Source organism: Pantoea sp. X-Soil-TKNS-1211 (assembly GCF_059730495.1).
This window is the reverse complement of sequence record NZ_AP035953.1, coordinates 1,942,863-1,961,645: the sequence shown is the minus strand read 5'-3', so window position 1 is coordinate 1,961,645 and position 18,783 is coordinate 1,942,863. Positions and strand designations below refer to the sequence as shown.

Genomic DNA, 18,783 nt, shown 5'->3' with positions numbered 1-18,783 from the left:
GGCGAAGCGTCATCAGACCGGTACACTAGGCCGCGCATTCTTTGGGGATCTCTCCCCGTTCTCTTCTTATTTAAATGCAGGTGATACGTGCAGAAGTATTTAACAGAAGCGCGTCAATTGCTGGCCCTTGCGATCCCGGTCATCCTTGCTCAGGTTGCCCAGACCGCGATGGGTTTCGTGGATACCATTATGGCCGGTGCGGTAAGCGCCACGGATATGGCCGCCGTTGCGGTGGGCACCTCTATCTGGCTTCCCGCCATTTTGTTTGGTCATGGTTTGCTGCTGGCATTGACGCCTACCGTTGCGCAACTCAACGGATCGGGACGCCGTGAGCGCATCGCTGAACAGGTTCGTCAGGGTTACTGGCTGGCGTTTTTTGTCGCGTTACTGATCATGCTGGTGCTGTGGAACGCGGGCTATCTGATTCATGCGATGCATGATATCGATCCGCTATTGGCCGCCAAAGCCGAAGGCTATCTTCATGCGCTGCTGTTCGGTGCGCCCGGCTACCTGTTTTTCCAGGTAGCGCGCAATCAGTGTGAAGGTTTGTCCAAAACCAAGCCCGGTATGGTGCTGGGTTTTCTTGGGTTGCTGACCAATATCCCACTCAACTACGTGTTCATCTATGGCCATTTCGGTATGCCGGCACTGGGTGGTGTCGGTTGCGGCGTCGCTACCGCCACCGTGTATTGGGTGATGTTTATCGTGATGCGCTTTTGGCTGAAACGCATGGGCAGCATGCGCGATATTCGCATGAGCAGCGGTTTTTCCGCGCCGTCGCGCGCTATTTTGTCGCGTCTGTTTAGCCTTGGATTACCGGTCGCGCTGGCGCTGTTTTTTGAGGTGACACTGTTTGCCGTAGTCGCCTTATTGGTGTCACCTCTGGGCATTGTCAAAGTCGCCGGACATCAGATCGCGCTGAACTTCAGTTCACTGATGTTTGTGCTGCCGCTGTCGCTGGGGGTAGCCACCACCATTCGCGTCGGTTATCGGCTGGGACAGGGATCAACAGAACAGGCGCGTGTCGCGGCATGGACTGCGCAAGGAGTCGGCATCGGTATGGCGGCTCTCACCGCGTTATTTACCGTGACCTTCCGCCATCATATTGCCGCGTTGTATACCGCCAATCCTGAGGTGATTACGCTGGCCGCTCAGTTGATGCTACTGGCAGCGATCTATCAGTTTTCTGATTCGATTCAGGTGATTGGTAGCGGTATTTTGCGTGGTTATAAAGATACGCGTTCGATCTTCTTTATCACGCTGGTGGCCTACTGGGTACTGGGCTTACCCGTCGGTTATATTCTGGCGCTTACCGACCTGGTGGTGCCGCGGCTCGGTCCCGCTGGTTTCTGGTGCGGCTTTATTGTCGGACTGACTTCTGCGGCAGTGATGATGTTGTGGCGAATTCGTCGCTTGCAGTGCTTACCGGCCCAGGTGATTCTGACCCGTGCCGCTCGCTAAGTGGCTGAGCGGGCCGGAAAAGGTCCGCAACGCCTAAAAAAACGACGCATAGCACAGATGCTGGTCAGTCATGATGAAAAATCGCTTTTTCCCCTTGCCAGCTCATCAGCCTGCCGTTAATATTCGTCCCCGCTGTCGCCCTGACAGCGTGTTGCGCTCTTAGCTCAGTTGGTTAGAGCACCACCTTGACATGGTGGGGGTCGATGGTTCGAGTCCATTAGAGCGCACCAAGTGCGTCCGTAGCTCAGTTGGTTAGAGCACCACCTTGACATGGTGGGGGTCGGTGGTTCGAGTCCACTCGGACGCACCATTTCTTTCTGCATGACATAATGCGCTCTTAGCTCAGTTGGTTAGAGCACCACCTTGACATGGTGGGGGTCGATGGTTCGAGTCCATTAGAGCGCACCACTCTTTTCAGTTTCCCGTTGCGCAACTCTCCGTTCCTTGATCTGCATCGTTTTATGTTACTGCTTTCATATTGGTTTTCGTGCACTTAGCGTCTATACTATGCCGCGTTGTCCTACTTGAAAGGTTTCAGCGCTAACGTGTTTATGGCGAGAACTCAAATTATTTGCGCAACAACGCCTGGTCGGTTCTCTCGCGAACCGCACAACTTCCCTGCACGCTTAGCTATCGTCTCCTATTCTTACTCTGTACTGCCCTTGTCAACACCAAACGAATTTCCACTTCGGTGCCTGCGCATCGAATCCCAACCTTTATCATCCATCACAACTTACAGATAAGCTGACATGAAAAAGACCAAGATCGTTTGTACTATCGGTCCGAAAACCGAATCGGAAGAGATGCTGACTCAACTGCTGGAAGCAGGCATGAACGTCATGCGCCTGAACTTCTCTCACGGGGATTATGCCGAACATGGTCAGCGCATTGCCAACATGCGTGCTGTCCTGGAAAAAACCGGTCGTCAGGCCGCGATTCTGCTGGACACTAAAGGTCCGGAAATCCGCACCATGAAACTGGAAGGCGGCAATGATGCTGCACTCAAAGCTGGCCAAACCTTCACCTTCACCACTGACCAATCCGTTATCGGTAATAGTGAGCGCGTGGCCGTGACCTATGCGGGTTTCACTGAAGATCTGAAAATCGGTAACACCGTGTTGGTCGATGATGGTCTGATCGGCATGGAAGTTATCGAAGTCACTGAAAACACCGTGGTGTGTAAGGTCCTGAACAACGGCGATCTCGGCGAAAATAAAGGCGTTAACTTGCCAGGTGTCTCTATTCAGCTGCCTGCTCTGGCAGAAAAAGACAAACGTGACCTGATTTTTGGTTGCGAACAGGGTGTCGACTTTGTCGCCGCGTCCTTTATCCGTAAACGTTCTGACGTGCTGGAAATCCGTGAGCATCTGAAGCAGCACGGCGGCGAGCACATTCAGATCATCTCGAAAATCGAGAACCAGGAAGGTCTGAACAACTTCGACGAAATTCTTGAAGCTTCTGACGGCATCATGGTGGCACGTGGTGATCTGGGTGTAGAAATTCCGGTTGAAGAAGTGATCTTCGCCCAGAAGATGATGATCAAGAAGTGCAACAAAGCGCGCAAAGTGGTGATCACCGCAACCCAGATGCTGGATTCAATGATCAAAAACCCGCGTCCAACCCGTGCTGAAGCAGGCGATGTGGCGAACGCCATCCTCGACGGAACCGATGCAGTGATGCTGTCAGGTGAAAGCGCTAAAGGTAAGTATCCACTGGAATCGGTCACCATTATGGCGACCATCTGCGAACGCACTGACCGTGTGATGAAATCACGTATTGACTCGCTCCAGGACTCACGCAAGCTGCGTATTACTGAAGCGGTATGTCGTGGTGCGGTTGAGACCGCTGAGAAGCTGGAAGCACCGCTGATCGTGGTAGCGACCGAAGGCGGCAAATCAGCCAAAGCCATCAGAAAATACTTCCCGGATGCGACCATCCTGGCATTGACCACCAATGCCACTACCGCGCGCCAGCTGATTCTGAGCAAAGGTGTTGAAACTCACCTGGTGGCCGAAATTGCCTCAACTGATGATTTCTATCGTATCGGAAAAGAAATGGCACTTGAGAGCGGTTATGCGCAAAAGGGCGATGTTGTCGTGATGGTTTCTGGTGCACTGGTTCCAAGTGGCACCACCAACACCGCCTCCGTACACGTACTCTGATTTTCGCTTTAATGTTTATTAAAAAGCGCCCTTTTTGGGCGCTTTTTTTATTCTGTGCTTAATACAAAAGCACAAAATTACCAATCGATAATAACTATTCAAAAACCCAGAAAATTAAGGCTAATCCGATTAAATATCTCTGTTTTAGCTAAATATTTTTATCATCTTCTGCTAAACGATGCTTCTTTGAGCGAACGATCAAGTTTAAGCGTGTTCTCAGCAAAAATTTATTCTCAACTCAAAAAGCTTTGTGTAATACTTGTAACGCTACATGGAGATTAACTCAATCTAGAGGGTATTAATAATGAATCGTACTAAACTGGTACTGGGCGCGGTAATCCTGGGTTCAACTCTGCTGGCTGGTTGCTCAAGCAACGCTAAAATCGACCAGCTGTCTTCAGACGTTCAGACTCTGAACGCTAAAGTTGACCAGCTGAGCAACGACGTGAACGCAATCCGTTCTGACGTTCAGGCTGCTAAAGATGACGCAGCTCGTGCTAACCAGCGTCTGGACAACCAGGCTCACTCTTACCGTAAGTAAGAGTTCTGGTACTAAAAATGGCGCCATATGGCGCCATTTTTTTGTCTTGCTTCCAGCTCATCAGGGCTTAGCCACTGATGTTCCACTGGCCTCACTGATGGTTGCACGCCCCGCTTCACTCCTCTGTTGAGACTGAACCACCTGCGGTATTGCCGTATCCTGCGTTACCGGTTCACCACTGCTCACCAGCACCGGCATCCCTGAACGTCGCTCCAGAGCCGCTTTAATCAACGCTGTATCGCTTTGTGGGCTATTCATAAAGGTTTTCATCGCTGCCGTTAAGGCAATCGGCATGGTCTGCGGATCGTCTTTATCGGTGTGCGAGAGCGGCTGATGCACTTCGATGTAGCGCTTGCCATCCGGTTCAATGGCGTATTTCACCGGCTGGTTGATCACCTGCACACGCGTGCCTTTCGGTACACTGGCGAACAACGCTTCAATATCTTCCGGGCGTAAGCGGATACAGCCGGAGCTGACGCGCATGCCAATGCCAAAATCAGCATTGGTGCCGTGAATAAGATATTGCCCGGTGCCGCGTGCCAGGCGCATCGCAAACAGCCCCATAGGGTTATCCGGCCCGGCTGGGACCACACCCGGTAAAGTGATGCCCTCTTTAGCGTAGCGTTTACGAATATTGGGCGTTGGCGTCCAGGTAGGGTTGGGGATCTTTTGGCTGATACTGGTCACCATGACCGGCGTGGCTGCACCGAGCTGACCAATACCAATCGGATAGACAATCACCCGATCTTCCCCTTTGGGGTAGTAATAAAGACGTAACTCAGCAAGGTTTATCACAATCCCTTCATGCGGCGTGTCTGGCAACAACATCTGTAAAGGAACGGTTAACTGGGTACCGGCCTTCGGCAACCAGGGATCAACGCCTGGATTCGCTTCCAGCATCCCCAGCAAACCAATCTTGTAGTGGCTGGCAATGCTTTCCAGTGGCCGCTTATCATCCGGAACGATTGTCAGGGTATTCTCGCCAATTAAACGGCTGCCCGCCTCGATCAGAGGGTATTCCGTGGCAAGCGCAGGTGCAGAGAGTCCGCAGCAGGACAACAGCAATGCACCGGCCAAACGTAAAGCTGGTCTCATGCAATTTTCTCTTTGTCGGAAGAAACAAACCCCGGTCAGGTTGTCCGGGGTCTGGAGAGTGTATCTTAGCTGAGGGTCTGAGCGTTATGACGGATAGCGCGAATCATCGCTTCCAGCCCCTGCGAACGTGAGGGGGTAAGGTGTTGGGTGAGTGCTAATTGTTCAAACCAGTAGCGCACATCAAGGTCCAGGATTTCTGCCGCTTTCAGCCCTTGATACAGGCTAAATACCACGGCGATCAAGCCCTTAACAATAGCGGCATCGCTGTCGCCCGCGAAAGCAATAGTACCGTCCGTTTGTGGAGTCATGGTGATCCACACCTGGCTCTGGCAACCCGAAATCACGTTTTCCGGCTGATATAAGCTTTCAGACGATTCTGGTAATTTTGCCCCGAGTTCAATGATGTAGAGGTACTTCTCTTCCCAGTTAGCGCAACGGTTAAAGTTGCGCACCAGTCTCTCTTTATCTGGCAAATTTGCCATTTGATACTCCTGAATCTGCTCAACCGCCCAGCAGACGATGAATTCGCGTCAGACCTGCCGCCAGACGATCAGCTTCTTCTTCGCTGTTATACAGCGCGAAAGAGGCACGGCACATGGCGGGCACCGCATAATGACGCATCAGCGGCATTGCGCAATGATGACCGGTGCGGATGGCGATACCGTACTGGTCGAGGAAGCTGCCCACATCAAACGCGTGGTGCTTGCCCAGATTAAACGCCACTACGCCACTACGATCAACCGGACCATAAATGGTCAGGTCCGGCACTGAGGCCAGTTTATCCAGCGCATAACGCATCAGCATCGATTCACGTTGGTGAATGGTGTCCAGCCCCAGTTCCGTAATCCATTTCAATGCCGCCCCCAAGCCGATGATACCACCGGTATTGGGTGTGCCTGCTTCGAAACGCCACGGTGCGGTATTCCAGGTCGTGCCGGTCGGCAACTGCACCTGATCGATCATCGAACCGCCACCTTCCCACGGAGGCATGATATCAAGCAACGCTGTGCGGCCATACAGCACGCCAATGCCGGTCGGACCGTAGATCTTATGTCCTGAGAAGGCGTAGAAATCGCAACCGATGTCCTGCACGTCAACGGCATGATGCATCACCGCCTGTGCGCCATCCACCAACGTCACCACGCCCGCCGCTTTTGCCTGAGCAACAATGGCTTTCACCGGGTTGATCGTGCCCAACACGTTAGAAACGTGGGTCACTGCCAGCAAGCGGGTACGGCTGTCGATCAGCCCTGCAAGTTGCTCCAGCGCCAGCTCCCCCTGCTCATTGAGGGGCAATACGCGGATTTCCGCACCGGTACGCGCCGCAACCATCTGCCATGGCACGATGTTGGCGTGGTGCTCCATCTCGGTGATGATGATGTTGTCGCCCGGTTGCAGCTGACTGCCGCCCCAGCTGTTGGCCACCAGGTTAATCGCCTCGGTGGTGCCTTTGACGAAAACAATCTCTTCCGGAGACGAGGCATTAAGAAAACGTGCCGCCTGAATACGCACGTTTTCCATATCAGTAGTGGCCTGGGCACTCAACGAGTGGATGCCACGGTGCACGGCCGCATAGCCGTGCTGATAGAAATGACTTTCTGCATTGATGACGGCCAGCGGGCGCTGTGCGCTGGCCGCACTATCCAGATAAGCCAGCGGATGACCGTTGACCTCGCGTTTCAGAATCGGAAACTCCGCTCTGATTCGTTCGAGATCGAAATTCATGACTCTACTCCTGGGATGCGTGCGGCAATACGCTGCAACACCGCCTGGCGCAAAACCGGATTTTCTAACTTCTCGGTTAATTCAGCGGCGAATGCATGGATGATCATCCGCTGAGCCGCAGACTCTTCAATACCGCGCGAGCGCAGGTAGAACATCTGCTCATCATCGATACGACCAATGGTCGCGCCGTGGCTGCACTTGACGTCATCAGCGTAGATTTCCAGCTGCGGCTTGGTGTCCACTTCCGCCAGACGTCCCATTAACAGATTGTTGTTGGTCATCTGCCCGTCAGTTTTCAACGCATGCTGAGCCACTTTGATCATGCCGTTGAACACCGCACGGCCTTTGTCACGCACGATGGTTTTGTGCATCTGACGGCTCATGCAGTAGCCTTTGTTGTGCTCCAGGTAGCTGCGCGTATCGCACACTTCCTGGTTAATCGGCAACGCCAGGCTGTTCATCGCCAGATTGGTGTTCTCACCGTTCAACTGTGCGCTGGTGTTGTGACGCGACAAACCAGCACCCAGCAAGAAGCTGGTGGTGCTGACCTGCGCATCGCGACCAATCACCACATCGTTATGGGCAAAGTGGTAGCTCTTATCACTCTCGAACGCCAGCTTGACATGCGACAGCTTGGCGTTATCCGCCACGTCAAACGTGAAACGTGCACCCGTAAAATGGGCGACATCATTCAGCGTGACGTAGTGCTCAATCACTTCCGCCTCAGCACTGGCTTCCAGTTGCAGATGGTGGCGGTGATGCACGGTATTCATGCCCGCTTCCTGACCGCTGGTAATATGCAGCAGATATAACGGCAATGCCGCCGCTTTACCTCGTGCCAGACGAATGCTGGTGGCTTCTTCTGCCAGGCTTTCAGTCAGGTGCAGAAACACTTCTGGCTGGATCGCTGCCGGCAGTGGACGGCGTTCAGCCGCCTGCGAATGCTGGACCTCAAACAGACCCGTATCGCGGCTGCTGAGCGCAGGCTGGAAACGACCATCAACAAACACCAGACGCACCGCGTCAATCGGCAGCGCCAGTGCTTCTACCTGCTCCGCCGTCACGTCCTGCGGTTGCGGCAGTACAAACTGCTGCCCCAGCAGACCTTCCAGCGGGGTGTATTTCCAGTTCTCATGCTTGCGCGTCGGCAAGCCGAGACGCATCAGTTGCTGCCAGTGCTGCTGTGCCTGCAAAGAACGCACGTCGCCGCGCGATTCAAACAGGTGATGCCACTGTTGCAGCGCGTTATCACTCTTCGTCGGTAAGCCAGCCATAGCCTTGCTCCTCCAGCTGTTTCACCAGCGTAAAGTCACCAGACTTCACAATTTTGCCCTGATACAGTACGTGCACATGATCAGGCTTGATGTAGTCGAGGATGCGCTGGTAGTGGGTGACGATAATGAATGAACGCTTGCCGTCACGCAGGCTATTGACGCCGTTTGCTACAATTTTCAAGGCATCGATATCCAGACCGGAGTCGGTTTCATCGAGAATGCACAGATCCGGCTCCAGTGCCGCCATTTGCAGAATATCGTTACGCTTTTTCTCACCACCGGAGAAGCCCACGTTAACTGAACGAGTCAGCAAATCTTCCGGCATCTTCAGCAGATGGATTTTATCTTCAATAAAGTCCTGGAAATCGAAACGATCCAGTTCTTCCTGCTCACGGTATTTACGCACCGCGTTCACAGAGGTCTGGAGGAAAAATTGGTTGCTGACGCCCGGAATTTCGACCGGATACTGGAACGCCATGAAGATGCCTTCGCCCGCACGTTCTTCCGGTTCCAACTCCAGCAGATCTTTGCCTTTGAAGGTGACGGAACCGCCGGTGACTTCATAATCTTCACGGCCAGCCAGGGTTGCAGACAGGGTACTTTTACCGGAACCGTTCGGTCCCATAATGGCATGCACTTCACCTGGTTTCACTTCGAGGTTCAGGCCGCGCAAAATTTCTTTGTCTTCAACACTAACCTGTAAATCTTTGATGCTTAACATACTCTTTCCTTCACATTGCTTCCGGCAACGGGCCATCAGCCCACGCTGTGCTCAAGGCTGATTGCTAACAATTTTTGCGCTTCCACGGCGAACTCCAGTGGCAGCTCGGAGAAAACATCTTTACAGAAGCCGTTCACGATCATCGAGATCGCATCTTCTTCGCTGATGCCACGCTGGAGGCAGTAGAACATCTGATCTTCACCAATACGGGAAGTTGTGGCTTCATGCTCCAGCTGCGCCGTGTTGTTACGCGCTTCCACATACGGGAAGGTATGGGCACCGCAATCCGCTCCAATCAACATGGAGTCGCACTGGGTGAAGTTACGCGCGTTAGTGGCGGTCGGCATGATTTTTACCAGGCCGCGATAGGTATTCTGGCTTTTACCGGCCGAGATCCCTTTCGAGATAATGGTCGATTTGGTGTTCTTGCCGATGTGGATCATCTTGGTGCCGGTATCGGCCTGCTGATGTCCGCTGGTCAGCGCCACGGAGTAGAACTCACCGATGGAATAATCACCGCGCAGAATGCAGCTCGGGTATTTCCAGGTGATGGCTGAACCGGTTTCTGACTGCGTCCACGACATTTTGCTGTGGTCGCCTTCACACAAGGCGCGCTTGGTTACGAAGTTGAGAATACCGCCGTCGCCTTCGCCTCCAGGGAACCAGTTCTGCACTGTGGAATATTTCACTTCGGCGTTTTTGTGGATAATCACTTCCACCACCGCCGCATGCAGCTGATAGGTATCGCGCACCGGTGCTGAACAGCCTTCAATATAGCTGACGTAGCTGTCTTCATCTGCCACCAGAATGGTGCGTTCGAACTGGCCGGTTTTTGCCGCATTGATGCGGAAATAGGTCGACAGCTCCATCGGGCAACGTACGCCTTTCGGGATGTAGACGAAAGTGCCGTCCGACGCTACCGCGGAGTTCAGCGCCGCGAAGAAGTTATCATTGGCAGGAACCACGGTGCCAAGATACTTTTTCACCAGCTCCGGGTGTTCCTGAATCGCTTCACCGAAGGAACAGAAGATGATGCCCTGCTCCGCCAGTTTGCCACGATAGGTGGTGGCAACCGAAACGGAGTCGAAAATCGCATCGACGGCCACTTCTTTACCTTCACGTACCGGTACACCCAGTTGGTTAAACGCGTTTTCTACTTCCTGTGTCAGATATTCGCTGGCAGGTGTGCTGCCAGAAGCCTGAGTCGCACCCGGCTCAGAAGCACAGGTGTCATCGCAGTTGCCACAGGATGGCGCGGAGTAATAGCTGTAATCCTGGTAGTCGAGTTTCTCGTAATGCGCTTTCAACCAGTGCGGCTCTTCCATTTCCAGCCAGGCACGAAAGGCTTTCAGACGAAACTCCAGCATCCACTCTGGCTCGTTACGCTTAGCCGAAATTGCCCGTACCACGTCCTCATTGAGGCCATGGGCAAATTCTTCGGTTTGCAGTTGGGTAAAGAAGCCCTCTTTGTAGTTGAGCTTGCCTTCCCACATTTGTACATCGTCAGATGTTTCGCTGTGTCGTGACATATTTCACTTACTCGACGCCAAAGCTTTCACCACACCCGCAGGCGTGCTGAGCTTTAGGGTTGTTAAATTTAAAGATCTGGTTCAGGCCTTCACGGACGTAATCCACTTCGGTGCCGTCGACAAACGGCATTGCCTGAAGCGGCACAAACAGCGTTGCGCCGAAGTATGAGAACTGCAGTTCGTCATCGGCAGGATCTTTCACCAGGTCCATGACATAACCAAAACCGGCACAGCCGGACTGTTTCACCCCTACTCGCAGCCCCTTAACTTCAGGATCCTGTGCGACCAGGTTAAGAATCTGTTTTGCTGCCGATTCGGTCAGCGTCAGCCCCTTCCAGACGAAATCATCGGGTGAAAAAGAAGCTGCATTTACTGATGACATAGTGCTACCTCGTAAGTCTGGGCCTTTTCAGGCTATCCCCCTATGGTAGTGATATCAGATATCACTTCAACCTCTTGTTTTGCAGGGATAATCATCTCGTGCTATTTTTTACTGCTACTTTATTAAGCATAGTCGCTTCACACTGCTTTGCGGCGTGCAAAACAGCCGCACTGACACTACTGTAACCTGTTAAAAAACCGCAAAATTTCATTTTTTCACTTTACGTTTTCCTACTAATTGATAGGTTACGCCTTTCCTTAATGTAAAAAAATTGTTATTGCCGATTTTAGTAACAGGCAAAATAAATCAATAAAATTTCTCTTCGGGAATTGCATTCCTGACGTGGTTGAATATGATAATGATTATCATTAACCTATTAAGGTGGCGACATGACGCTTACCGTCTCAGCCTGGTTACAACACAAAATCGATGAATATAAGTTTTCGGTGCGTGATATCACCGTTGACTTCTATATGGCTCAGGCAAAGCTCAACCGCACCGATTGCACTATCGAACAACTGCGTCGTTTTAACGACACCTGCCTCGATATGGCAGAAATCTGCCAGCTCAATGGCGACGACCAGAGCTATCTGCACGCCATGGGCAAGCTCCATCACCGCTTAGTGCAGGAGATGGGCAATGCCGATCGCGACCGCTTGTTCCGTATTCAGGCCTATCAACTGGCCCGCCTGTCACTAACTCGCTTGTGCCATCAACTGGCGCTGAGCGGCGAGTGGGACCAGGCCACCAGCCTACAGAGTGATTTCGTTCGCCACGCAGGCTGGATATTCTAATCCAGCTGCGTCCTGACGTCTCGTGGAATTCTACAATTTGTTTACAACAGCTCCAGCAACGCCTGCAATGGGTGGCGCATACCATTCCCTTCGGCACGTTTTACCTGGCTGCGACAGGAGAAACCGGTGGCAAGACAACGCTGACGCGGCAGCTTTTGCATCTGCGGATGCCAGGACAGTGCGTAAATGCCCAACGAATTCTCCAGGTTCTTGCTTTCGTGCCCATAAGTACCTGCCATACCGCAGCAGCCCACATTAATGTTTTCCAGCTTCGCACCGAAGCGGGCAAAAATATCCTGCCACTGATTTGGCGTAGATGGCAGCGCCGTCACCTCAGTGCAGTGGGCAAACAGATACCAGGCTTCACCGCTGGTGTGCTGCACGGCGCGCTCCGCCAGCGCAGTTTGCAACCATTCGTGCACCAGCTGCACGTTAAACTCGCCACGTTTCTCACCCAGCACCTGATTGTACTCATCGCGATAACACAATACGGTAGCAGGGTCGACGCCAACCATTGGCATACTCAACTGTGCCACGCGATTGAGGAAATCAGCCGTTTTCTCTGCCGTGCGGGCAAAACGTTGCAGGAAACCTTTAACGTGCTGCGCTTTGCCGTTCGGTGAAAACGGCAGCAGCACCGGACGGTAGCCGAGCTTTTCAATCAGTTTGATGAAGTCGGTTACCAACTGGGCTTCGTAGTAGCTGGTAAACGGATCTTGCACCACCAGCACACAATCTTTGCGTGCGTTGCTGTCGAGCGCTTCCAGTTGCTCCAACGTCAGGTTCATCGCCGGATGTCCGCTCAGCTGTTGTTTCAGGCTCGGAGAAGAAAGCAGCGGCAAATCGACCATGCCAATATGGTTTTTACTGAGTTCGCGCATCCACGGCTGTTTCAGGAAGAAGTTGAACACTTTGGGCGCTTTCGCCATCAGTGGCGCGTAGCTTTCTACCGTGGCGACCAGATGATCGCTCATCGGGCGCAAATAACGGGTGTGATACAGTTGCAGGAAACGCGAGCGGAAGTTCGGCACGTCAATTTTAATCGGGCACTGAGTTGAACAGGCTTTACAGGCCAGACAGCCCGCCATCGCCTCTTTGACTTCATGCGAGAAATCGTATTCCCCCTGCTGCGCATGCCAGGAGTTACGGGTACGCTGGATCAGGGTGCGCAAACTGGCGCGCTGCTCCGGCAGGGATTTCTCCAGTTGAACCGGATCTACCCCCTGCTCCGACAACAGACGTAGCCATTCACGCGTCAGCGTAGCGCGCCCTTTTGGCGAGTGAATACGGTTGCGGGTGATTTTCATCGACGGACACATCGGGCTGCGCGTATCAAAGTTGAAGCACAGGCCGTTGCCGTTACACTCCATCGCACCGCGCCATTCATTGCGTACTGTCAGCGGGATCTGACGATCGTAAGTCCCACGTTTCACCGCATCGACCTGCATCATCGGTTCATCGCTGCCGAGCGGTGTGCAGATTTTACCAGGGTTGAGGCGGTTATCAGGATCGAATGCGGCTTTGATACGACGCAGCTCGTTAAACAAGGTTTCACCGAAAAACGCCGGGCTATATTGCGCACGAAAACCTTTACCGTGCTCGCCCCACAGCAAGCCACCGTAGCGTGCCGTCAGGGCCACCACTTCATCGGAGATTTGCTTCATCAGCATCTCCTGCTGCGGATCACACATATCCAGCGCCGGACGGACGTGCAGCACCCCGGCATCCACGTGACCAAACATGCCATAACTCAGGCCGTGGCTATCGAGTAACGCGCGGAAATCGACAATGTAATCAGCCAGATGCTCTGGCGGCACGGCGGTATCTTCGACAAACGGAATCGGCTTGGCACGCCCTTTGGCATTCCCCAGCAGACCCACGGCTTTTTTGCGCATATTATAGATACGCTCAATGCCACCTAAGTCATTACATAGCTGATAACCAATCACGCCGCCCTGCTGCTGTGTCATCAGCTCATCCAGACGCGCGCACAAGGTCGATACCTGCTGCTCAATCAGCTCACCGTCATCCCCGGCAAACTCGACGATGTTCAGTCCCAGCATCTCTTTATCCGGTACATCGGTAATCAACTCGTTTACCGAGTGCCAGACGATATCTTCGCGCGCCAGATTCAACACTTTTGAATCGACGGTCTCCACCGATAACGCTTTGGCTTCAACCATAAAGGGCGCATTGCGCAGTGCAGAGTCGAATGAATCATATTTGATATTCACCAGACGACGCACTTTCGGGATGGGTGTGATATCAAGGCGCGCTTCGCTGATAAACGCCAGCGTACCCTCGGCACCGCACAACAGACGCGTCAGATCGAAGGTTTGCAGATCGTCACTGAAGACATGGCGTAAATCGTAACCGGTAAGGAAACGGTTCAGTTTAGGGAATTTTTCCAGAATCAGCGCACGTTGTTCACGGCAACGCGTCATCACCTGCTGATAAATCCGTCCTTCTTTGGTTGGCGTTTGCGCCAACTTCTCCGCTAAATCGGTTGGCATCGCACGGGTATCCAGGATATCGCCGCCCAACAGCACCGCACGCAGGCCCAGCACGTGATCGGAGGTTTTACCGTACACCAGCGAGCCTTGCCCTGACGCATCGGTATTGATCATGCCGCCCAGCGTCGCACGGTTGCTGGTGGATAATTCCGGGGAGAAAAAGAAGCCGTAGGGTTTTAACCAGGCGTTTAACTGATCTTTCACTACGCCCGCTTCAACCCGCACCCAGCGTTGCTCGGTGTTGATTTCCAGAATACGGTTCATGTAGCGCGACATATCAACCACGATCCCCTGATTCAGGGACTGACCATTGGTTCCGGTACCGCCGCCACGCGGGGTAAATACCAGACTTTCAAAGCGTTCGTCTCCCGCCAGACGCGCAATCAATGCGACATCGGCGGTGGAACGCGGGAAAAGTGCCGCATCGGGTAGCAGTTGATAGATGCTGTTATCGGTTGATAGCGAGAGACGATCAGCATAGCTGGTGGCGGTATCGCCAGTGAATCCTTGCTCTTTTAAGGACTGCAGGAATGTCAGCACCAGTTGAACGAGGCCCGGTGCCTGGGAAATCTGTGGGATCATTATTGGTTGACCGAGATGTTGTAAACGTTTGCGTAGTCGATTCTTATGAATCATTCGTTTTATCACATTTTTCTTTCTCCCGCTGTTTTTTCAGGAAATGTAAAAAGCGCCCTGCATTTCTCTGTGAAATAGGTAATCATTAATCGGGGACAGTAAACCCCACCGTGAAGGATTCAATTGAGGTCAAAACGCTGTTATGAAAAACCTGCAACGTGGTATGGACTTACCGCAAATGCTGTTCTCACTGATGTTCATCCTGATCATGATCATCGCCTGTCTGTGGGTGGTTCAGCCTTTCATTTTGGGCTTCGCCTGGGCCAGCATGGTGGTGATTGCCACCTGGCCATTGATGATCAAGTTACAGCATCTGCTGTGGGGACGCCGTTCCCTGGCGGTGATCGCCATGACCATTCTGTTGCTGCTGCTGTTTATCATCCCGATCGCCGTGCTGGTGAACAGTCTGATCGACAACAGCGCACCGGTTATCGCCTGGGCCACGCAGGGTCACATGGCGGTGCCACAGCTGGACTGGCTGAAAGAAGTGCCGATGGTCGGTGACAAGCTGTTCTCCAGCTATCACAAGCTGGTTGACGGCGGCGGCTCAGCGATCATGAGCAAGTTGCAACCTTATATTGGTCGCACCACCGGTTTTTTTGTTGCCCAGGCTGGTCATTTCGGACGCTTTATGTTGCATCTTGCATTGATGCTGCTATTCAGCGTGCTGCTGTACTGGCGAGGTGAGCAGGTCGGGCATGGTATTCGCCACTTTGCTTATCGTATGGGTGGTCGTCGCGGCGATGCTGCGGTACTACTGGCCGGTCAGGCCATTCGTGCCGTGGCGTTGGGGGTGGTGGTTACCGCTCTGGTGCAGGGTGTGTTAGGTGGCATCGGTTTAGCTATCTCCGGTATCCCTTATGCCACTTTGTTAACCGTCGTCATGATTCTCTCCTGCCTGGTACAACTTGGCCCACTGATTGTGCTGGTTCCTGCCATTATCTGGCTGTACTGGAGCGGCGATACCACCTGGGGCACGGTGTTGCTGGTGTGGAGTTGTGTGGTCGGGACACTCGACAACGTGCTACGACCAATGCTGATTCGTATGGGTGCCGATTTACCGATGATTTTGATTCTCTCTGGTGTTATCGGTGGTCTGGTGGCCTTTGGCATGATCGGCCTGTTTATTGGCCCGGTGGTGCTGGCCGTGTCCTATCGCCTGGTCTCAGCATGGATGCATGAAGCGCCCGCCCCGGATGACGATCCAGAAACCGTCGTGGAAGAACTGACCGAGCACGACGACCACACAGCCTGACCCTCAGGCTGACGGTGGTTAATGCCCAGTTAATCACCGTCACTTAATTACCTTTTGTTAACGAAATTTTCCATAAGCGTTTTTTAAGAAAAACCGCATTTTCACGCTATTCCGGTCAGTTTTGGTAACGGAAAGATTATTTTCCGTACTGATTTACCGCTAAAACCCGCCAAAAACCTCATTAAAAGATTATCAGCTTTAAACTAATAAGAGGATTCTTAAAGACGCCGCAAGCGGCTGTGAATAACATGTTCCCTATGTTTGAGATCAAATCACTGATTTTTAAACAACCTTTTTCCCCTGAGTAAAGTAAAGAATTGCTGTGTGTAGTCTTTGCCCATCCCCTGTGATGGGCTTTTTTTTGGGCTTTTTTATGCTTCGAAGCAGCAGAATCAACGGTTGGCACCGCTCTGGATATCCAACCGCTTCAAACGCTTTACTTATTGAAGGTCACTTCTACCTTCTGATCGGCACGTTGTTTCTTCCAAATATAGTTGCGGTATTGCGACCCGGCGATGACGGTAAAACTGTTGTCACCCGTTTTCTCACCCATCTTGATTTGCGTGAGGTTAGCATTCACCTCATGGGCCAGATAGGGCGGCCAGTTGTATCTATCGAGACTCTCTGTCGGTATCGCGACACTGCGTTGTTCAGCAACTGAACCATCGCTGTTTTTTACCGTGACGGTGATGACGCTGCCTGATGCCAAATCAGTCTGGAATTTATCCCCAAACACATCGTCTTCTTTTAACCACGGGTTGTCTGAGGCACTAATCACTGAAATTTCAGCAGCAAGATCACTCTTCTTATGCAGCGGGAACCAGATCAGATTACGAAAACTACTGCCTGCAACAACACTAAATTTGCCGTCTTTCAGTTCACCCACGATCACATTGTTGGATTTCTGATTATTGATAATTCTTGCCAGATGCGCAGGCCAGGTTGTTGCCGCAGTTTCCAGTCCATTATTAAAGAAGTACTGTTCAATAACTTTACCTGACGACTTCTGTTTAACGGACATCACCGCCGTAGCATAAGCAGGCAAGCCATCGCCACCGCTGATGTTTGTAACGTCTCCCCACTCTGTCCCATTTACAACCGCATAAGTCTTGCGCTGTACATTGACCTGGTACGCGTCCTTATAATCCTGATGTAGCCAGATATGATTCAAATAACTGGAGCCACTGGCAGGAATAATGTTGCCACCTTTAAGCTGTCCCGCCTCAAGAATATTCTTCGGGAAGTAATTATTCACTGCGATCGCGATTTCGTAAGGCCAGCTCCACTGCCCTGGACTGGTAACTTTTTTATCCAGGGTCATAACGCTATTTGTCTTACGTTCTGTCAGGCTCACTGAAAAATATTGGTACTCAGGAAGATCACCATCATTCAATTGATACTGACTGTCCCAGAATGGGTAAGTATCTGTATAACTGAAGCGTTTTTCTTTCAAATAACGGACAGCGTCATTTTTTGACGCTGTCCCCCTTACCAGACCACCATACGTTTTTAAAGGATCGGAAAAATAGTCAACTCTCCCACAGGCCTGTTGCGAACAAGTCTTTGACATAATAGTGCGGAATTTACCCTCAACTTTATAGCCATAGGCATAAGGCGTCTTTCCGACCTCATCCTCATTATGATTCAAACCAATATTATGGCCGATCTCATGTGCAAGGGCGTATGATGTTGGACTGACTGAACAACTTGCCACCACCACACTCGTCCGCCCGCCCCATTGCGCCACACCACAGGCTTCCTTACTTTCTTTGATGATGAGCGTCACCAGATCAGCATGAGTTTCTGCTTGCTTCGCAACGACAAATTTATTCAGCGGGGTGTCCTTGGTGTACATTTGTTTAATCATGCTAAATATCGACGTCTCGTCAATTTTGGCATCAATAACACCAGCAACATCGAACTGTATTAATGTATCACTTTTATTGTAGCTTTCATTTAATTTACCATTGATATAACCGGCATAACCCTGTGGATTGGCCTGGAAAAACTCCCTCGACTGGTTGGTATAAAGGTACAAAACCCTCATTTTAGCAGGCGTGCTATCCTCACTGGTTGTTTCAACCGAAGTCGATCGCTCATCTGTCAGATGCTGATGGGCATCGGCGTGTTCATCGATGATCGCATCATGATCAACCTCAGGACAATCAGTCGCCTCAATTTTTACCAGCACCTGCATCCCTTCACCAATCGGATAGATTTCATAATGAGAACCATCAGCGAGGCTAATGCCACCGTTAATTAGCCCATTATGCATAGAGAAGGTTGCTGTATCTTTGCTATTTTTTGATGTCCCTTTCCAGATACGGTTGCCAATATTATCCTTCTCCAGAGAGCCAGCAACAATTTCAACATCCCGCCCTTTCTCAGTTTTAAAACGGAATGATGAAGATTTCGCCAATAAAATATTTTCATTTATCCTTATTAACTTATAATTTTTATTTTCATTCTGAAAACTTCTAATCAATGGGTTCTCAGGCCCATTCACATCCTGTTTGGCGATACTAAAAAGTTGCGGCGCAGCAAACGCAGCAGATGAAAGTGTTGAGGCAATAACAGTAACGATTAACTTCTGTTTAAAAGACAGCAAAGCGATTATTCCTGGCGAGATAATGAATTTCAGGCGTATAAAAGGTGTGATCCATCCTCCCTGAACGTAAGGATATTCCTTTCATAA

The 18,783-nt window shown here is 51.7% G+C and carries 14 protein-coding genes, 3 tRNA genes and 1 other RNA gene; 9 read left to right on the top strand and 9 right to left on the bottom strand.

Translation table 11 applies throughout. The annotated features are described in order from the left end of the window. Positions 1-87: 87 nt before the first annotated feature. The 6 genes from AC6I8W_RS09420 (at position 88) to AC6I8W_RS09395 (ending at position 4,164) form a co-directional block, all read left to right on the top strand. Positions 88-1,461, top strand: coding sequence for an MATE family efflux transporter (locus AC6I8W_RS09420; protein ID WP_497837912.1), 1,374 nt, complete (start codon positions 88-90; stop codon positions 1,459-1,461). A 153-nt stretch (positions 1,462-1,614) separates the two neighbouring features. Continuing rightward, a tRNA-Val gene (locus tag AC6I8W_RS09415) sits at positions 1,615-1,691 on the top strand. A gap of 3 nt (positions 1,692-1,694) precedes the next feature. Next, positions 1,695-1,771: transfer RNA gene (locus tag AC6I8W_RS09410), tRNA-Val, on the top strand. A gap of 21 nt (positions 1,772-1,792) precedes the next feature. After that, positions 1,793-1,869: transfer RNA gene (locus tag AC6I8W_RS09405), tRNA-Val, on the top strand. 341 nt (positions 1,870-2,210) lie between these two features. Next, complete coding sequence (gene pykF, locus AC6I8W_RS09400) at positions 2,211-3,623, top strand: pyruvate kinase PykF (protein WP_497837911.1); 1,413 nt, start codon at positions 2,211-2,213, stop codon at positions 3,621-3,623. A 304-nt stretch (positions 3,624-3,927) separates the two neighbouring features. Further along, positions 3,928-4,164: a major outer membrane lipoprotein gene (locus AC6I8W_RS09395; protein WP_007374746.1), complete on the top strand. Its 237-nt coding sequence runs from the start codon at positions 3,928-3,930 to the stop codon at positions 4,162-4,164. Between the two features lie 60 nt (positions 4,165-4,224). Here AC6I8W_RS09395 and AC6I8W_RS09390 read toward each other — a convergent pair whose 3' ends face one another. The 7 genes from AC6I8W_RS09390 to sufA form a co-directional block, all read right to left on the bottom strand. Continuing rightward, positions 4,225-5,259 carry a L,D-transpeptidase family protein gene (locus AC6I8W_RS09390; RefSeq protein WP_497837910.1) on the bottom strand — a complete coding sequence of 345 codons (1,035 nt, stop codon included), beginning with the start codon at positions 5,257-5,259 and terminating at the stop codon, positions 4,225-4,227. Positions 5,260-5,324: 65 nt separating this feature from the next. Then, positions 5,325-5,741: a cysteine desulfuration protein SufE gene (gene sufE, locus AC6I8W_RS09385; protein WP_480370846.1), complete on the bottom strand. Its 417-nt coding sequence runs from the start codon at positions 5,739-5,741 to the stop codon at positions 5,325-5,327. A 19-nt stretch (positions 5,742-5,760) separates the two neighbouring features. Further along, positions 5,761-6,984, bottom strand: coding sequence for a cysteine desulfurase SufS (gene sufS, locus AC6I8W_RS09380; protein ID WP_497837909.1), 1,224 nt, complete (start codon positions 6,982-6,984; stop codon positions 5,761-5,763). Continuing rightward, on the bottom strand, positions 6,981-8,258 hold the full coding sequence (gene sufD / locus AC6I8W_RS09375; protein WP_497837908.1) for a Fe-S cluster assembly protein SufD: 1,278 nt from the start codon (positions 8,256-8,258) through the stop codon (positions 6,981-6,983). Before sufD ends, sufS begins: the two co-directional genes overlap by 4 nt. After that, positions 8,233-8,979: a Fe-S cluster assembly ATPase SufC gene (gene sufC / locus AC6I8W_RS09370; RefSeq protein WP_497837907.1), complete on the bottom strand. Its 747-nt coding sequence runs from the start codon at positions 8,977-8,979 to the stop codon at positions 8,233-8,235. Before sufC ends, sufD begins: the two co-directional genes overlap by 26 nt. Positions 8,980-9,014: 35 nt before the next feature. Continuing rightward, the gene (gene sufB, locus AC6I8W_RS09365; protein ID WP_497837906.1) at positions 9,015-10,508 is read right to left on the bottom strand and encodes a Fe-S cluster assembly protein SufB; all 1,494 of its coding nucleotides are present in this window, start codon (positions 10,506-10,508) and stop codon (positions 9,015-9,017) included. Positions 10,509-10,515: 7 nt separating this feature from the next. Then, positions 10,516-10,890, bottom strand: coding sequence for a Fe-S cluster assembly scaffold SufA (gene sufA / locus AC6I8W_RS09360; protein WP_497837905.1), 375 nt, complete (start codon positions 10,888-10,890; stop codon positions 10,516-10,518). Between the two features lie 389 nt (positions 10,891-11,279). On the opposite strand from sufA, the gene AC6I8W_RS09355 reads away from it, so the two are divergent. Continuing rightward, a complete protein-coding gene (locus tag AC6I8W_RS09355) occupies positions 11,280-11,684 on the top strand; it encodes a hypothetical protein (RefSeq protein WP_084874057.1) in 405 nt (134 codons plus the stop codon). 41 nt (positions 11,685-11,725) lie between these two features. Here the strand turns inward: AC6I8W_RS09355 and ydiJ are convergent, their stop codons facing one another. Next, positions 11,726-14,779 carry a D-2-hydroxyglutarate dehydrogenase YdiJ gene (gene ydiJ / locus AC6I8W_RS09350; protein WP_497838144.1) on the bottom strand — a complete coding sequence of 1,018 codons (3,054 nt, stop codon included), beginning with the start codon at positions 14,777-14,779 and terminating at the stop codon, positions 11,726-11,728. A 196-nt stretch (positions 14,780-14,975) separates the two neighbouring features. Here ydiJ and ydiK point away from each other — a divergent pair, with 196 nt between their 5' ends. Both ydiK and rprA read left to right on the top strand, forming a co-directional pair. Beyond that, positions 14,976-16,088: an AI-2E family transporter YdiK gene (ydiK, locus tag AC6I8W_RS09345; RefSeq protein ID WP_497837904.1), complete on the top strand. Its 1,113-nt coding sequence runs from the start codon at positions 14,976-14,978 to the stop codon at positions 16,086-16,088. A gap of 257 nt (positions 16,089-16,345) precedes the next feature. Continuing rightward, positions 16,346-16,453: antisense sRNA RprA (rprA, locus tag AC6I8W_RS09340), an RNA gene on the top strand. A 71-nt stretch (positions 16,454-16,524) separates the two neighbouring features. Here rprA and AC6I8W_RS09335 read toward each other — a convergent pair. Further along, on the bottom strand, positions 16,525-18,696 hold the full coding sequence (locus AC6I8W_RS09335) for a reprolysin-like metallopeptidase (protein WP_497837903.1): 2,172 nt from the start codon (positions 18,694-18,696) through the stop codon (positions 16,525-16,527). Positions 18,697-18,783: the final 87 nt, after the last annotated feature.

Bases quoted from the DNA above. Each gene is read 5' to 3' on its own strand.
- AC6I8W_RS09355 (WP_084874057.1), top strand. From the start codon at position 11,280: ATGACGCTTACCGTCTCAGCCTGGTTACAACACAAAATCGATGAATAT.
- sufE (WP_480370846.1), bottom strand. From the start codon at position 5,741: ATGGCAAATTTGCCAGATAAAGAGAGACTGGTGCGCAACTTTAACCGT.
- sufD (WP_497837908.1), bottom strand. From the start codon at position 8,258: ATGGCTGGCTTACCGACGAAGAGTGATAACGCGCTGCAACAGTGGCAT.
- sufC (WP_497837907.1), bottom strand. From the start codon at position 8,979: ATGTTAAGCATCAAAGATTTACAGGTTAGTGTTGAAGACAAAGAAATT.
- ydiJ (WP_497838144.1), bottom strand. From the start codon at position 14,779: ATGATCCCACAGATTTCCCAGGCACCGGGCCTCGTTCAACTGGTGCTG.
- sufS (WP_497837909.1), bottom strand. From the start codon at position 6,984: ATGAATTTCGATCTCGAACGAATCAGAGCGGAGTTTCCGATTCTGAAA.
- sufB (WP_497837906.1), bottom strand. From the start codon at position 10,508: ATGTCACGACACAGCGAAACATCTGACGATGTACAAATGTGGGAAGGC.
- AC6I8W_RS09395 (WP_007374746.1), top strand. From the start codon at position 3,928: ATGAATCGTACTAAACTGGTACTGGGCGCGGTAATCCTGGGTTCAACT.
- pykF (WP_497837911.1), top strand. From the start codon at position 2,211: ATGAAAAAGACCAAGATCGTTTGTACTATCGGTCCGAAAACCGAATCG.
- ydiK (WP_497837904.1), top strand. From the start codon at position 14,976: ATGAAAAACCTGCAACGTGGTATGGACTTACCGCAAATGCTGTTCTCA.
- sufA (WP_497837905.1), bottom strand. From the start codon at position 10,890: ATGTCATCAGTAAATGCAGCTTCTTTTTCACCCGATGATTTCGTCTGG.
- AC6I8W_RS09390 (WP_497837910.1), bottom strand. From the start codon at position 5,259: ATGAGACCAGCTTTACGTTTGGCCGGTGCATTGCTGTTGTCCTGCTGC.